This is a genomic window from Synechococcus sp. Tobar12-5m-g, assembly GCF_024345415.1.
GTDB lineage: Bacteria > Cyanobacteriota > Cyanobacteriia > PCC-6307 > Cyanobiaceae > Regnicoccus.
Window position 1 is genome coordinate 145852 of the sequence record NZ_JAGQBB010000002.1, and the last position, 14731, is coordinate 160582.

Genomic DNA, 14731 nt, shown 5'->3' on the forward strand with positions numbered 1-14731 from the left:
GTAACAGTCCTCCCAGTTGGCTCCATGCTGCAACTAAGACAGAGACAGCGCCTGGTCGGGTTCTGAAACCGGGTCTGGACGGTTCCGATGTGTCTGGCCATCCCGGGTGAACTGATCGCCATCGAAGAGCGCCTGCCTGCCGGGGCGCCGACCGACGATGCGGCGCTCTGGCGGGTGGGGCAGGTGAACTTCGCCGGGGTGCAGCGCGAGGTGAGCCTGGCCTGCGTGCCCGAAGCTCGCCTCGGCGATCAGGTGCTGGTGCATGTCGGTTTCGCCCTCAGCGTGGTGCAGGACGACCCCGATGGAGTCGACCCATGAGCCGCGCCTGCCTGGATGGCAACGAGGCAGTCGCCCGGGTCGCCTACCGGCTCAACGAGGTGATGGCGATCTACCCGATCACCCCCGCCACGCCGATGGGCGAGTGGGCCGACAGTTGGGCTGCGGCCGGACGGCCCAACCTCTGGGGCACGGAGCCCACCGTGGTGGAGATGCAGAGCGAAGCGGGTGTGGCTGGCGTTGTGCACGGTGCGTTGCAGGCGGGGGCGCTTTCCACCACCTTCACGGCGTCACAGGGGTTGCTGTTGATGATCCCCAACCTCTACAAGATCGCCGGTGAGCTCACCGCCACGGTGATCCATGTGGCCTCCCGCGCCCTCGCCACCGGGGCGCTGTCGATCTTTGGCGACCACAGCGATGTGATGGCCACCCGCGGCAGCGGCTGCGCCCTGCTCTGCTCCGCCTCGGTTCAGGAGGCCGGCGACTTTGCCGCCATCGCCAGCCTGGCCACCCTGCGCTCGCGCCTGCCCTTTCTGCATTTCTTCGACGGCTTCCGCACCTCCCACGAAATCCAGACGGTGGCCCTGATCGCCGATGACGACCTGCGTGCCCTGATCCCCGAGTCTCTGGTCGAAGCCCATCGGCGGCGCGGGCTCACGCCCGATCAACCCGTGATCCGGGGCACCAGCCAGAACCCGGATGTGGCCTTCCAGGCGCGGGAAGCGGTGAACGGCTTCTACGCCGCCGCTCCTGAGCTGGTGCAGCAGGCGATGGACGCCTTCGCCGCCATCACCGGCCGCGCCTACCGCCTGTTCGACTACCACGGAGATCCCGCCGCCGAGCGGGTGGTGGTGCTGATGGGCTCGGGCTGTGAAACCGCCCACGAAGCGGTCGATGCCCTCACCGCCGCTGGTGAACGGGTGGGTGTGCTCAAGGTGCGGCTGTTTCGGCCGTTCAGCGCCGAGCGGTTGGTGGCTGCCCTGCCGGCCAGCGTGCGGGCGATCGCGGTGCTGGACCGCTGCAAGGAACCGGGCAGCGGCGGCGAACCGCTCTACCTCGATGTGGTCAACGCGGTCCAGGAAGCCTGGCCGGGGCGAACGGCGGCGGCGGCAGCGACGCCTCGGGTGATCGGTGGGCGTTTCGGGCTGGCCTCGAAGGAGTTCACCCCGGCGATGGTGAAGGCCGTGCTCGATGAACTGCGCCAGGAGAGGCCGCGCAACCATTTCACGGTCGGCATCAACGATGACCTCACCCACCGCTCCCTGGCGATCGACGAAGCTTTCAGCACCGAGCCGGACGATGAGTTCCGAGCGATCGTCTACGGCCTCGGCTCCGATGGCACCGTCGGGGCCAACAAGAACGCCATCCGGATCATCGGGGAAGGCACCGCTCAGCATGCCCAGGGCTATTTCGTCTACGACTCGAAGAAATCCGGGTCGGTCACCGTCTCGCACCTGCGCTTCGGCCCCAGGCCGATCCGCTCCACCTACCTGGTGCAACGTGCCCACCTGGTGGCCTGCCATCAGTGGGACTTCCTTGGCCGCTTTGATCTTCTCGAGGCGGCCCTGCCCGGTGGGACCCTGCTCCTGAACAGTCCCTGGGAGGCAGCCGCGATCTGGGAGCACCTGCCTGAGGCGATGCGGCGGCAGATCGTGGCGAAGGATCTCCGGGTCTTTGCCATCAATGCCTCAGCGCTGGCACGGGAGCTGGGGCTGGGGGGGCGGATCAACACGATCATGCAGACCTGCTTTTTCTCCCTGGCGGCGGTGATGCCTCTTGAGCAGGCCCTCGGCGCCATTCGCAGCGCCATTCGCCACAGCTACGCCAGAAAAGGCGAACAGGTGGTGGCGTTGAACCTGCAGGCGGTGGACCTCGCCCTGGCCCGGCTGGCGCCGGTCACCGCCGGCCCCGTCGATGGCGCCGACACAGATTCCGCCGGCATGGCTGCAGCCGTGGCGGATCCGTTTGCCACCGCGCCCGCCTTCGTCCGCCAGGTGATCGCCCCCCAGCTGGCCCGCCAGGGCGAGCGGTTGCCGGTCAGCGCCCTGCCGGTGGATGGCACCTTCCCCTGCGGCACGGCCCGCTGGGAAAAGCGCAACATCGCCGAGGCCATCCCGGTCTGGGATCCGGAGGTGTGCGTCCAGTGCGGCAAGTGCGTGATGGTCTGCCCCCACGCCGTGATCCGAGCCAAGGTGGTGGAGCCGCAGGAGCTTCAGGCCGCCCCGCCCGGCTTCCTGAGCGCCCCCGCCCGGGATCAGCACTGGGCCGGCCAGAGCTTCACCCTGCAGGTGGCCGCCGAAGACTGCACCGGTTGCAGCCTCTGCGTCGAGATCTGCCCGGCGCGCCACCGGGGCGAACCCCGCCGCAAGGCGATCAACATGGCGCCGCAGCGGCCGCTGCGCGACCAGCAGCGTGACAACTGGGACTTCTTTCTGAGCTTGCCGAACCCCGATCGGTTGGCGCTCAACCCCCACCACATCAACCAGCAGCAACTGCAGCAGCCCCTGTTCGAGTTCTCCGGCGCCTGCGCCGGCTGCGGTGAAACGCCCTACATCAAGCTCGCCACCCAGCTGTTCGGTGATCGGATGGTGGTGGCCAACGCCACCGGCTGCTCGTCGATCTATGGAGGCAGCTTGCCCACCTCCCCCTGGAGCGCCAACGACGAAGGCCGTGGTCCCGCCTGGTCCAACTCCCTGTTCGAGGACAACGCCGAATTCGGCCTCGGCTTTCGCCTCGCCTACGACCAGCGGCGCCACAGGGCCGAGGCTCTGGTGCGGCAGCTTTCCAGCCAGGGCGACCCGGCTGGACCCATTCCCAGCGCCCTGGCCGAGGCCCTGCTGGGCGCCGATCAAAGCGATGAACCGGGCATCTTCGAGCAACGCCAACGGGTCGCGGCGTTGAAGGCCAGGCTTCAGGCCACCCTCCACGACTCCGCCCCAGGTACCGGGAATGCCGATGGAACCCTGGTAGCGGCCCGCACCCTGCTCAGCCTCGCTGATGACCTGGTGAAACGCAGTGTCTGGATGATCGGCGGCGATGGCTGGGCCTACGACATCGGCTTCGGCGGCATCGATCACCTCTTTGCGAGCAATCACAACGTCAACCTCCTGGTGCTGGATACGGAGGTGTACTCCAACACCGGTGGACAGATGTCGAAGGCCACGCCCCGGGGAGCGGTGGCGAAGTTCGCCAGCGATGGCAAGGCCAGCGCCAAGAAGGACCTCGGATTGATCGCGGTGACCTACGGCAACGTCTACGTGGCCAGCGTGGCGATGGGCGCCCGCGATGAGCACACCCTGCGGGCGTTCATCGAAGCCGAGTCCTATGACGGCCCGTCGCTGATCCTGGCCTACTCCCACTGCATCGCCCACGGCATCGACATGGCCAAGGGCATGCACCATCAGCGGCAGGCGGTGGACTCCGGCCGCTGGCTGCTCTACCGCCACGACCCCCGCCGGGCCGCCCGTGGGGAGAACCCCCTGATCGTCGATTCCCACGCCCCCACCCTGCCTGTCGCCGAGGCGATGGCCGCCGAAAACCGCTTCCGCATGCTCCGCTACAGCCAGCCCGACCAGGCCCGAATGCTGACCCGGCTGGCCCAGGGCGACGTTGACGAGCGCTGGGCACGCTACCAGCAGATGGCAGCCCCCCTGGCCTCACCGCCCGCCGCTGGCACGAGCCCGGCTCCGTCGCCATGAGTGACATCGACCTCAGCACCCGCTACCTCGGGCTGCCGCTGGCATCGCCCCTGATGGTGGGGGCCGCGGCGCCGCTCAGCGCCGACCCCGACCACATCCCCCGGCTGGCGGAGGCGGGGGCCGCGGCCGTTGTGCTCCATTCCCTGTTTCTGGAGCAGATCGAGCGGGATTGGCAGGAATGGGACCACCACCAGGAGCACGGTAGCGAGAGCTTCGCGGAATCGCTCAGCTACCTGCCCCGCACCGATCCAGGCAACCTCGGCACGGAGGGCTACCTGCGGGAGATCGAAGCCGCCCGCCGCAGGGTGGACATCCCGATCATCGCCAGCCTCAACGGCGCCCACGCCGGGCCCTGGGCCGCCACCGCCCTGGCCCTGGAGCAGGCCGGTGCCAGTGCCATCGAGTTGAACCTCTATGCGGTGCCCACCGATCAGACCATCAGCGGCGCCGAGCTGGAAAACGAGCAAGTGGAGCTTGTGCGCGCTGTCTGCGCGGCGGTGACGCTGCCCGTGGCCGTGAAGCTCAGCCCCTACTACACCAATCTCACCCACCTGGCCCATCGCCTCCAGGCCGCGGGCGCGCGCGGGCTGGTGCTGTTCAACCGCTTCTACCAGCCCGACATCGACATCGACAGCCTGGAGCACCGCCCCAACCTGCTGCTCAGCACAGCGGCCGACCTGCGGCTGCCGCTGCGCTGGATTGCCCTGCTCCATGGCCGGGTGACGCTCGACTTCGCCGCCAGCGGCGGCCTCAGCCACGGCACCGATGTGGTGCGGATGCTGATGGTGGGCGCCAGCGTCACGATGGTGGTGGCGGCCCTGCTGCGCCATGGGCCAGAACATCTCCGCACGATGGAGTCGGAGCTGCGCCAGTGGCTCGAGCAGCACGACTACGGCTCACTCGACCAGTTGCGGGGTTGCCTCTCCCAGCAGCGCGCCCCCGACCCGGGTGCCTTCGAGCGGGCCCAGTACATGCGGGCCATCTCCAGTTATCCAACCCCAGCTTGGGAGCAGCCCCTGGATGCCCAGGTCCGATGAGCCTGCCCAGTCCCTACCGCAGGCCGGAGGCAGTGCATCGGCTGGCGGCGGTCCTGCGACGGGAGATCACCCGGCCCTGGACGGTGATGGAGGTCTGCGGCGGCCAGACCCACGCGATTCTGCGCCATGGCCTCGATCAGTTGCTGCCGGATCAGCTCGAACTGATCCATGGGCCCGGCTGCCCCGTTTGCGTCACGGCTGAGGCGGCGATCGATCGGGCCCAGGCGCTGGCCGGGCGGCCGGAGGTGATCCTCTGCTCCTACGGCGACATGCTGCGGGTGCCGGGTTCCAGTGCCCGCACCCTGCTCGACGTGCGCGCCGCCGGTGGTGATGTGCGGATCGTCACCTCCCCCTCCGACCTGCTGGCCATTGCCCAGGCCCACCCGGAGCGAACGGTGGTGTTCTTCGCGGTGGGCTTTGAAACCACGGCGCCGGCCACCGCCCTGCTGGCCCATCAGGCCTGGGCCCTCGGACTGCGGAACCTTGCCCTGCTGGTCTGCCATGGGCGGGTTCCACCGGCGATGGAGGCGATCCTCGCCGCCCCGGAGTGCCGCGTGCAGGGGTTTCTGGCGGCGGGCCACGTCTGCACGGTGATGGGGGTGGAGGAATACAGCCCGATCGCCTCGCGCCACGGCGTGCCGATCGTGGTCACCGGCTTTGAACCGGTGGATCTGCTCGAAGGCCTGCTCCAGTGCGTTCGTCAGTTGGAGCGAGGCGAGAGCCAGGTGCTCAACGCCTACCCACGGGCCAGCCAGGCCGCCGGAAATGGCGCGGCGCGGGCGCTGATCGAGCGCGTGTTCACTCCGGTCGACCAGACCTGGCGCGGCCTCGGTGTGCTGAGCGGCAGTGGCCTGGGCCTGCGGCCGCCCTACGACGCCCTCGACGCGGAGCGGCGTTTCGGGACGATCATGCCCCGGCCGGCCGCTGGCAACGAGACTGATCCAGCCGATCCAGCCTCCCCCTGCATCAGCGGGCGGGTGCTGCAGGGGCTGGCTCGCCCCACCGATTGCCCGGCCTTCGGCGGCCACTGCACCCCGGAGCGGCCGCTCGGGGCGCCGATGGTCTCGGCGGAAGGGGCCTGCGCCGCCTATCACCGCTACCGCGCCTGAGCCATGGATGCCTTCGCCTGTCCCTTGCCCCCTGGCGGGGCCGCCACGGTGCTGCTGGGCCACGGCGGTGGTGGCAGCCTCAGCCAGCAGTTGATCGACCAGCTTCTGGTGCCGGCCTTCGGCCCCGCCGATGGGGTGCTCCACGACGCGGCCGTGCTGCCCGCCGAAGAGGGGCCGCTCGCCTTCACCACCGACGCCTACGTGGTGCGTCCCCTGCAGTTCCCCGGCGGGGACATCGGCAGCCTGGCGGTCTTCGGCACCGTCAACGATCTGGCCATGGTGGGGGCCACCGCGATTGCCCTCAGCCTCAGCCTGATTCTGGAGGAGGGGTTGCCGATGCCCGTCCTGCACCAGGTGGTCGCCTCGATCCGCCTCGCCGCCCAACGCTGCGGCGTGCCGGTGGTGACCGGTGACACCAAGGTGGTGGAGCGGGGCAAGGGGGATGGGATCTACATCAACACCGCCGGGATCGGCCGCGTCGACCATGGGCTGGTGATCGGCCCCAAGGCGGTGCGGAGCGGTGACTCCATCCTGGTGAGCGGCGATCTGGGTCGCCATGGGGTGGCGATCCTGGCGGCCCGCCAGGAGCTGGGTTTCCGCACGGAGCTCCACAGCGATCTGGCCCCCTTGCAGGAGCCGGTTCAGGCCCTGTTGGCGGCCGGCCTGGAGCTGCACTGCATGCGGGATCTCACCCGCGGCGGCCTGGCCAGCGCCCTGCATGAGATTGGCCGAGGCGCCGGCTTGGGGGTTCTGGTGCGAGAGAACGCCATTCCGATCGCCCCCGAGGTGGATGCCGCCTGCGAACTGCTGGGCCTCGATCCCCTGGCCATGGCGAACGAGGGACGCTTCGTGTTGTTCCTGCCTGCTGCCGAGGCGAAGAGGGCCCTGGAGCTGCTGCGACGCTTTGAGCCCTCGGCCGCCATCATCGGCTCCGTGCAGGGTGATTCCGTGCTGCTCGAGAACAGCCTGGGACTGAACCGCCGCCTGGAACTGGGCCGGGGTGAGCAGTTGCCACGAATCTGCTGATCAGGTCTGCTGATCCGGGACAGGGTTTCAGTGTTTCCACCGCTGCATGTTCTCCATCAGCTTGGCTCAGATAGCAGGGGCGATGCGCTCAGGCCCAATCCCCATCTCCTTCTCCATCGCCGCGATCGCCAGCCGCGTCTTCACGACGGCGTCGGGATTGAGGCTGATCGAATCGATGCCTTCCTCCACCAGGAAGCGGGCGAAGTCGGGATAGTCGCTAGGGGCCTGGCCGCAGATGCCGATCTTGCGGCCGCAGCGTTTCGCCGTGCGGATCGCAAGGCGAATCATCTCCTTCACGGTGGGATGCCGTTCGTCGAACAGCTCCGCCACCAGGGCCGAATCCCGATCCAGCCCCAGGGTGAGCTGGGTGAGGTCGTTGGAGCCGATCGAGAAACCATCGAACCGCTCAGCAAACGCTTCAGCGCCGATCACGTTGCTGGGCAGCTCGCACATCACGTACACCTGCAACCCGTTCTCGCCCCGGCTCAGGCCGTGGCTGGCCATCTCGGCCAGCACCCGATCCCCTTCCTCCGGTGTTCGGCAGAACGGCACCATCGGGATCACATTGGTGAGACCCATCGCATCCCGCACCCGCTTCAGGGCCGCGCATTCCAGGGCGAAGGCGTCGCGGAAGGCCGGGGCGTAGTAACGGGAGGCGCCGCGCCAGCCGATCATCGGGTTCTCCTCCCGGGGCTCGAAGGCCGCGCCACCCAGCAACTTCGCGTATTCGTTGCTCTTGAAGTCGGAGAACCGCAGGATCACCGGCCGGGGATGAAACGCCGCCGCCAGCCGGGCCATGCCCTGGCTGAGCAGGTCCACGTAGTAGTCGGCGGGATGGGGGTAGCCGCGGGTGAGGGAGGCGATCGCGGCGCGCTGCTCTGGATCGGCCACGCGCTCCGGCGCGAGCAACGCCATCGGGTGGACCTTGATGTGGTTGGCGATGATGAATTCCAGCCGGGCCAGGCCAATGCCGTCACAGGGAATGGCCGCCAGGTTGAAGGCCTCCTCCGAGTTCCCCACATTCATCAGGATGCGGGTGTGGGTGGGGGGAAGATCGCCGAGTTCCTGCTCGTCAAGGCTGAAGGCCAGCTCTCCTCGGTAGACGAAACCCTGATCCCCCTCGCAGCAGCTGGCCGTGATAATCTCGCCGTCGGCGATCGCCGTGGTGGCATCGCCGCAGCCCACGACCGCCGTGATGCCCATTTCGCGGGCGATGATCGCCGCATGGCAGGTGCGGCCGCCCTGGTTGGTGATCACCCCGCTGGCTTTCTTCAGGATCGGTTCCCAGTCGGGATCGGTCCGGTTGGTGACAAGCAGATCGCCGGCCGCGAACCGGTCGATTTCGGAGGGATCGCCGATCACCCGGGCCCGGCCGCTGCTCACAGAGGCTCCGATCGCCCGTCCATCGGTGATCAGCTCCGCGCTGTGGGGCGCCAGATGCCAGCTGCGCAGCAGCGTGGCCGAGCGGCGTGACTCCACCGTCTCAGGCCGCGCCTGCAGGATGAACAGCTCACCGCTGAGGCCGTCCTTGGCCCACTCGATGTCCATCGGCGTCGGCGTGCCGCGCTGCTCGCTGTAGTGCGCCTCGATCAGGCAGGCCCAGCGCGCCAGGGTCAGCACGTCCTCATCGCTGATGGCGAAACGCCGGCGGTCCTCCTCGGCGACCGGCACGTTGCGCGTGGAGGCCCGGGAATTGGCGGAGTCCGCGTGGACCATGCGGATCTCCTTGCTGCCCAGACGCCGGCTGAGGATCGGGGCAAAGCCCTGGCGCAGGGTGGGCTTGAAGATCAGATACTCATCCGGGTTCACCGCCCCCTGCACCACGTTCTCGCCGAGGCCGTAGGCGGCGGTGAGCAGCACCGTGTCCCGGAATCCGGTTTCGGTGTCGATCGTGAAGATCACCCCGGAGGCGGCCAGATCCGATCGCACCATGCGCTGCACGCCGATCGAGAGCGCCACGTCGCAGTGGTCGAAGCCGTTGATCTGGCGGTAGGAAATGGCGCGGTCCGTGAACAGCGACGCATAACAGCGGCGGCAGGCCTCCAGCAGCGCTGCCTCGCCCTGGATGTTGAGAAACGTCTCCTGCTGACCGGCAAAACTGGCATCCGGCAGGTCTTCGGCGGTGGCACTGGAACGCACCGCCACGCTGCAGGGTTCGCCCCCTCCGCCTCCTTCCACCCCGCACAGCCTCGCGTAGGCCGCCACGATCGCCTGCTCCAGCGGCTCCGGCAGGGAGGCCGCGAGGATCCGTTTGCGCGCCGCCCTGCCGGCGGCCTGCAGGGCGCCCAGGTTCGTGCAGTCGAGCTTCTCCAGCAGCTTTTCCAGCGGTTCATCAAGCCCGTTGTGGGCGAGGAAGAACCGATAGGCCGCGGCGGTGGAGGCGAAGCCCCCCGGCACGCGCACTCCCTGGGCCGTGAGCTGGCGGATCAGTTCGCCGAGCGAGGCGTTCTTGCCCCCCACGGTGGCGAGGTCGTTGAGTCCCACGGCCTCGAAGGGCACCACGAGCTCCCGGTTGCCGACCATCTCGTCCATCCGCCTCGGCGCCCCTGGTCTCTGTTCAAATTAGGGCAAAGACTCAGCCCTTCCCGGCGGTGGCGCTCAGGCGCTGGAAGAGCCGATAGCCCAGGCCGCCCCACAGCACCGTCCAGACCGTGAAGGTGGCCAGGGTGCCCAGCTGGTTGGTGTCGATCGCATAAACGCCGGCGTTGATCAGGCCGGCATCGATCAGGGAGCCGCCGATCCCCCAGCCCAGCACCCAGCTGGCGATGAAGCCGATCGCCTGAAGATTGCCGGTCATTGTGGAGGTCAGGTGGCTTCCCGCCATTCTGGCCCGGTGCCTAGGGTCGAAGCCCAACCTGCCCGCCGTGATCACCCATGCAAAGCTCGATGCGCCCAGCCAATGGGGATGGGCCGGGAGCCTCCTTCCAGGTGATCGGCGCGGTGGCGGTGGCGCTGCTGCTCCTGCTGACCCAGACCATCTTCATCGTGCCGGCCGGCAACGTGGCGGTGGTCACCACCCTCGGCAAGGTGACCGGTGGCCAGCGCAGCCCAGGCCCGAACATCAAGGCGCCGCTGATTCAGGCCACCTCCCTCTTCGACGTGCGCACCCAGGTGCGCCCAGAGCAGTTCTCCACCCTCACCAAGGACCTGCAGGTGATCGAGGCCACCGCCACGGTGAAGTACGCGATCAAGCCCAGTGAGGCGGCGCGGATCTTCGAGACGATCGCCACCGACAACTCCCAGATCTATGCGCGGATCATCCAGCCGTCGCTGCTCAAAGCCCTGAAATCGGTGTTTTCCCAGTATGAGCTGGTCACGATTGCCACCGAGTGGAACAGCATCTCGGAGCTGGTTCAAGACAAGGTGGCCGAGGAACTCAGCAAGTTCAATTATGTGGTCGTGCAGGGGCTCGATCTCACCGGACTGCAGATCGCCGAGGAATACCGCGCCGCGATTGAGCAGAAGCAGATCGCCGACCAGCGGCTGCTGCGGGCCCAGACCGAAGTGAAGATCGCCGATCAGGAAGCCCAGCGCTACCAGATCCTCAACTCCAGCCTCGACGACCAGGTGCTCTACAAGCTCTTCCTGGATAAGTGGGACGGCCAGACCTCGGTGGTGCCGGCCCTGCCGGGAACGCCGGGCACCTCTGCCCCCTCGGTCATCGTCAACGGCCGCCGCTGACTTCGTGGCCGTGAACCGGCCATCGCTGACTCAGGGATCGCTGTGGCAGGGGGGTGTCAGCCCCGGCAGGCTGAACTCCAGGAACCAGAGGAACTCGCGCGAGCGCCAGCCCAGATCGAACGGCGCCGTGGGCTCCCAGTCAGCCGGCTCAAGCCCGAACGCCTCCAGGAGGTAGGCGGGCAGCAATGGCTCCACCGCCTCCTGGCCCTCTTCATTTTCCTGAAACAACCGATCGAGATAAAGGGCGGCGAAGATGCCGCTCTCCTCATCCACCACCACAAGCTCGAACGGTCCGTCGGCGGCGGGCAGGGGCGTCACCTCGAAGAACTCGTCCCGCTCGAGCGGATCGCTGGGGGCCTGGGCCATCAGTGCCGCCAGGGCTTGCTTGAAGCGGTCGAGGGCCATGGGTCATGCAGGCTGGTGCCCCCCAAGTCTCGCGCCGAACGCTCAGGCCAGCCGGCGGCGGCCGCCGAGTGGACCCAGCCAGAGGGTGACCGCCAGCCAGTGGATCAGCACCGGCGCCCAGAGCGAGCCGGTGAGGTCATAGGTCAGCACGCAGGCCACCCCCAGCAGGGTGCACTGCAGCAGGAAGCGGGGGTCGTGGAACACCTTGCGGGCCTGCCGATACCAACTGGCGCCGGCCAGGGGGTGATACAGCACGAACAGGCCGACGCTGAGGGCGCCCCAGGCCAGGCTGGCTTTGGGACCTGGGCCTTCCAGGGGGTGGGGCAGCAGGGCGACCCGAAAGACGAGCTCCTCGGCCAACGAAGGCATCAGCAACAGCCATCCGGCCTGGCGCAGCAGAGGAGCGAGGGGCTGGAAACGCCAGCCTTTCCGCTTCCACACCTCCGGCAGAAAGCCGGAGCGTCGGCCCAGCTCCAGGGCCACCCCGGCGTAGGCCAGCAGCACGGCCAGGGCAGGGGCCGTTCCGCTGCCACCCAGGGGGGTGAACAGGGCATCGCTGAACCGCCGCAGCACCGTGGACAGCACAGGAAGCTGGCCAAGCAGCAGGGTGGGGGCCAGGGGTACCAGGCTGGGGTCATCCCCGGGGATCTGGTTCGTGCGCAGGAACCAGAGGCCGGCCCCGTTCTGGAGGAACACCCGGGCGGTGTCGTCGTGGGCGCGGCGGGGCAGCATCGAGCGCCAGCTCAGCAGCACATCGATGGGGCTCTGTCCCCGTTGGAACAGGGAGGCGACCGGCGCCTCGCCGCCGCTTGCCTCGGACCCCGTCGCCGCTCCAGCCGCCAACGCCGCGTTCCGCTTCCAGTCGGGCCGCACCATGCCGAAGGGGGTGAGCAGTTGGTCGAGGGAGTCGGCCAGGCCACTCAGCTCTTTGAACTTGATGGTTTCCGGGTGGCGCCGGTGGCGCTGCAGCCAGCGCACCAACCCCGGGTCGGCCTCGACCCGCTCACGCAGGCGCCGGATCGCGATGAACAGAGCCTGGTTGGAATCCTGGACGCAGGAGGTTGCCGGGGTCACCGAGGAGAGGCCGGTACCATCGCCGCTGCGGTAGCGGGCCATGATGACTTCCGCCTGCACCACCAGCTCCCGCAACAGGGACAGGTTGCGGCCGCCCAGAGACAGGTCGGCGAAGAGGTCCTGGTGGATCAGCACGTCGGAGAAGGGCCGCAGCCAGAGCCAGCCCCGCTGCAGGTCACCGGCGTAGGCGCTGGCGTCCTGGGTGCCGGCGACGATTCCGTTGGGATTGTTGGCGTAGATCTGGTGGTAGCGGATGTCGAAGCGGGGCTCGCCGCTGAATGGATCCGTCACCACCGCCACCTCGCCGAAGGCGAAATGGCCGGTGACGGTGAATCCAGAGCTCGGCTCGCCCCTGCTCCCACCGATGCCGCCGAAGGTGTGAATCACCAGGCCGTGCTCCCCCACGCGCCAGTCGCTGCTGCCCTGATCCCTGGTCACCCGCACCCGCTCCAGGCGGCCGCGGCGGCCGGGCACATCCGCCCAGTTGCGCTTTTGGATGTACTGAAGGCCAGTGGCCTCTCCAGCCACGATCCGGTCGGCATCGAGCTGGCTGAGGCGGCGCGGCAGCAGTGCCTGGGCCGTGAACAGCCCCTCGGCATCGGGGGCGCCGTAGAGGTACCAGCCCTGTTCCCCGGTGCTGCTGGCGGCGAGTCCCCTGGGGCTGGAGAGGGTCCGGCCATAGCGATCGGGCGGTTGCTGGGGGATCCGCACCGTCTCGATCGGCCCGTTGAAGCCGCCGCTGCGGCGGTCGTAGTGCTGAACCTGGAAGCGATCGCTGCCCGCCAGGCTTCCTGCAGCAGGAGCGGCGGCGGGGCCCAGCAGCCGCACCAGGGCCACGTAGCGGCCGGTGATCTGGATCGGTGGGGTGCCGATCCGCAGCTCGGTGGCGCCATCCGGCCCCCGGGAGGCGGACACCTCCTCAAGGCGCACCAGCAGATCGTCATGGGACCTGGCACCGGCGAGGGTCTGCAAGGGCCCCACGGCGCGGCGACCGTCCAGCCGCTCGGGTACCACGTCGCCGCCGGCGCTGGCCCGGCGGGCGGCGGCACTGAGCTGCACGTCGGTGCTCACGGCCCGCACCAGCCCGTTGAGCTCCGGCCGGTCCTGCCAGCTGAGTCGCAGCTGCTGCCCCACGAGTTGCTGCTCCCCGGCCGGGGCGTGCTGAACCTCAATCCACACCCAGTCGCCGGTGCCTGGCATTGAGGCCTCCGGCAGGATCAGACGGCCGATCCAGGTGCCATTCGGCCGGTAAAGCGCTGGATCCGGGCTGATGCCGAGCGGATAGAAGGCGGGGCGGTTGAACGGGGCACGCTGGGCGAGGTCGTAGCTGGAGGGCAGCCCTGGGGTGGCCTCAGCCAGCAGGACCGGCGTCCAGAAGCCGCCGAGGCCCAGGGCGGCCAGCAGGGCGAGCAGCAGGCAAAAGCGGCTCACCAAAGGCTGAGTGTGGGTGGTGTTTGCTCCAGCCGCCAGAGCTGGATGCGATCACGCAGGAGCTCCTGGCCGAGGATCGCCTCGACCCCCAGGGCCGCGAAGATCGGGTTGCGGGTGACGATCGCTTCAAACGGCGCGAACGGTGTGCCGCCGGCTGGGCCCGGCTCCAGTCTCAGGCCGGACAGGCGCACCTGGCTGGCGGGCTGCTCGCCGCAGAATCCACTGAGGCGCACCGGTTGCCCCGCGCCGCGTGGTTGGAGCCGGGCCGCCAGCTCAGGGGTCACGAACAGACCTTCCGCACCGGTGTCAGCGAGGGCGGCCACCAGCCCCGACGCTCCAGCGAGGTTCAGCAGCGGTACCCCTTTCTGCCAGCGCAGCGGCAGGCTGAGGGGACCACGAAGCCGGCTTTGCCGCTCGGCCGCCTGCAAGGCGGCCGCCCCGAGGCTGAGCTGGTTGGCCGATGGATCGATCCAGAGGGGAAGCTGCCGGAGCAGGGGGGCGCCGAGCACGCCGTCGATTCCGGACGGCAGTCCGGGCACCGGCAGCACCAGCGCCTCGCTGCCGCTGATCAGCAGACGGGGCCCCTGGCCGTCGAGCCGCAGCATGGGCAAGCGGGCGCGCCGGGGCCGCAGCTCGGCGCAGTCGTTGCCGGCCCCGGCCAGGGCGAAGGCCTGTGGCGGCATCGGCTGCGAAGCCAGGCCCAGCCGCCCGGCAGCAGCCGGCGTGATCAGGCTGGAGGAGGCGCCGGTATCGACCAGAAACCCAACCACCGCGCCGCGGTCGGTGCGGAACCGCAGAACCGGCGTGTCGCCCCCCGTGGCCCGCTCCAGCTTCACGGTGGCCTGGCCGGTTGGGGTGCCGCCAGCCAGGGGGGTGCCCCGCACCTGGATCAGGGCCGCAGGTGTCGGCAGGGCCGCGGCTGGGAGCAGCAGCAGGCAGAGGGCGGTCCAGCGCAGAGCCATGGGGGAGTGGGAGCCGTTCGCAGACCCTTGGG

The 14731-nt window shown here is 69.0% G+C and carries 11 protein-coding genes; 6 read left to right on the forward strand and 5 right to left on the reverse strand.

Translation table 11 applies throughout. The features are described 5' to 3' along the window. Positions 1 to 87 precede the first annotated feature (87 nt). From KBY66_RS02555 to hypE, 5 genes are read left to right on the forward strand one after another with little or no spacing between them, the layout of a single operon-like run. On the forward strand, positions 88 to 318 hold the full coding sequence (locus tag KBY66_RS02555) for a HypC/HybG/HupF family hydrogenase formation chaperone (RefSeq protein WP_255087568.1): 231 nt from the start codon (positions 88 to 90) through the stop codon (positions 316 to 318). After that, a complete protein-coding gene (gene nifJ, locus KBY66_RS02560) occupies positions 315 to 3974 on the forward strand; it encodes a pyruvate:ferredoxin (flavodoxin) oxidoreductase (RefSeq protein ID WP_255087569.1) in 3660 nt (1219 codons plus the stop codon). The genes KBY66_RS02555 and nifJ overlap by 4 nt, the downstream gene beginning before the upstream one ends. Then, positions 3971 to 5011: a dihydroorotate dehydrogenase-like protein gene (locus KBY66_RS02565; protein WP_255087570.1), complete on the forward strand. Its 1041-nt coding sequence runs from the start codon at positions 3971 to 3973 to the stop codon at positions 5009 to 5011. Before nifJ ends, KBY66_RS02565 begins: the two co-directional genes overlap by 4 nt. Continuing rightward, entirely contained in the window at positions 5008 to 6120 is a 1113-nt protein-coding gene (gene hypD / locus KBY66_RS02570) for a hydrogenase formation protein HypD (protein WP_255087571.1), read from the forward strand. Before KBY66_RS02565 ends, hypD begins: the two co-directional genes overlap by 4 nt. 3 nt (positions 6121 to 6123) lie before the next feature. Further along, positions 6124 to 7146 carry a hydrogenase expression/formation protein HypE gene (gene hypE, locus KBY66_RS02575; protein ID WP_255087572.1) on the forward strand — a complete coding sequence of 341 codons (1023 nt, stop codon included), beginning with the start codon at positions 6124 to 6126 and terminating at the stop codon, positions 7144 to 7146. 66 nt (positions 7147 to 7212) lie between these two features. Here hypE and ppsA read toward each other — a convergent pair whose 3' ends face one another. Continuing rightward, on the reverse strand, positions 7213 to 9678 hold the full coding sequence (ppsA, locus tag KBY66_RS02580) for a phosphoenolpyruvate synthase (RefSeq protein WP_255087573.1): 2466 nt from the start codon (positions 9676 to 9678) through the stop codon (positions 7213 to 7215). A 43-nt stretch (positions 9679 to 9721) separates the two neighbouring features. Beyond that, positions 9722 to 9943 carry a hypothetical protein gene (locus KBY66_RS02585; RefSeq protein WP_255087574.1) on the reverse strand — a complete coding sequence of 74 codons (222 nt, stop codon included), beginning with the start codon at positions 9941 to 9943 and terminating at the stop codon, positions 9722 to 9724. A 77-nt stretch (positions 9944 to 10020) separates the two neighbouring features. Here KBY66_RS02585 and KBY66_RS02590 point away from each other — a divergent pair, with 77 nt between their 5' ends. Continuing rightward, positions 10021 to 10827, forward strand: coding sequence for a prohibitin family protein (locus tag KBY66_RS02590; RefSeq protein WP_255087575.1), 807 nt, complete (start codon positions 10021 to 10023; stop codon positions 10825 to 10827). A 30-nt stretch (positions 10828 to 10857) separates the two neighbouring features. On the opposite strand, the gene KBY66_RS02595 is transcribed toward KBY66_RS02590, so the two are convergent. Genes KBY66_RS02595 through KBY66_RS02605 form a run of 3 tightly spaced genes read right to left on the reverse strand, consistent with a single transcriptional unit; the run spans position 10858 to position 14699 of the window. Further along, complete coding sequence (locus KBY66_RS02595) at positions 10858 to 11232, reverse strand: hypothetical protein (protein WP_255087576.1); 375 nt, start codon at positions 11230 to 11232, stop codon at positions 10858 to 10860. Between the two features lie 42 nt (positions 11233 to 11274). Next, positions 11275 to 13737: a type II CAAX prenyl endopeptidase Rce1 family protein gene (locus KBY66_RS02600; RefSeq protein ID WP_255087577.1), complete on the reverse strand. Its 2463-nt coding sequence runs from the start codon at positions 13735 to 13737 to the stop codon at positions 11275 to 11277. Further along, positions 13734 to 14699 carry an aspartyl protease family protein gene (locus tag KBY66_RS02605; protein WP_255087578.1) on the reverse strand — a complete coding sequence of 322 codons (966 nt, stop codon included), beginning with the start codon at positions 14697 to 14699 and terminating at the stop codon, positions 13734 to 13736. Before KBY66_RS02605 ends, KBY66_RS02600 begins: the two co-directional genes overlap by 4 nt. Positions 14700 to 14731: the final 32 nt, after the last annotated feature.

Coding starts and splice junctions, on each gene's coding strand:
- KBY66_RS02555 (WP_255087568.1), top strand. CDS start 88: ATGTGTCTGGCCATCCCGGGTGAACTGATCGCCATCGAAGAGCGCCTG.
- nifJ (WP_255087569.1), top strand. CDS start 315: ATGAGCCGCGCCTGCCTGGATGGCAACGAGGCAGTCGCCCGGGTCGCC.
- KBY66_RS02565 (WP_255087570.1), top strand. CDS start 3,971: ATGAGTGACATCGACCTCAGCACCCGCTACCTCGGGCTGCCGCTGGCA.
- hypD (WP_255087571.1), top strand. CDS start 5,008: ATGAGCCTGCCCAGTCCCTACCGCAGGCCGGAGGCAGTGCATCGGCTG.
- hypE (WP_255087572.1), top strand. CDS start 6,124: ATGGATGCCTTCGCCTGTCCCTTGCCCCCTGGCGGGGCCGCCACGGTG.
- ppsA (WP_255087573.1), bottom strand. CDS start 9,678: ATGGACGAGATGGTCGGCAACCGGGAGCTCGTGGTGCCCTTCGAGGCC.
- KBY66_RS02585 (WP_255087574.1), bottom strand. CDS start 9,943: ATGACCGGCAATCTTCAGGCGATCGGCTTCATCGCCAGCTGGGTGCTG.
- KBY66_RS02590 (WP_255087575.1), top strand. CDS start 10,021: ATGCAAAGCTCGATGCGCCCAGCCAATGGGGATGGGCCGGGAGCCTCC.
- KBY66_RS02595 (WP_255087576.1), bottom strand. CDS start 11,232: ATGGCCCTCGACCGCTTCAAGCAAGCCCTGGCGGCACTGATGGCCCAG.
- KBY66_RS02605 (WP_255087578.1), bottom strand. CDS start 14,699: ATGGCTCTGCGCTGGACCGCCCTCTGCCTGCTGCTGCTCCCAGCCGCG.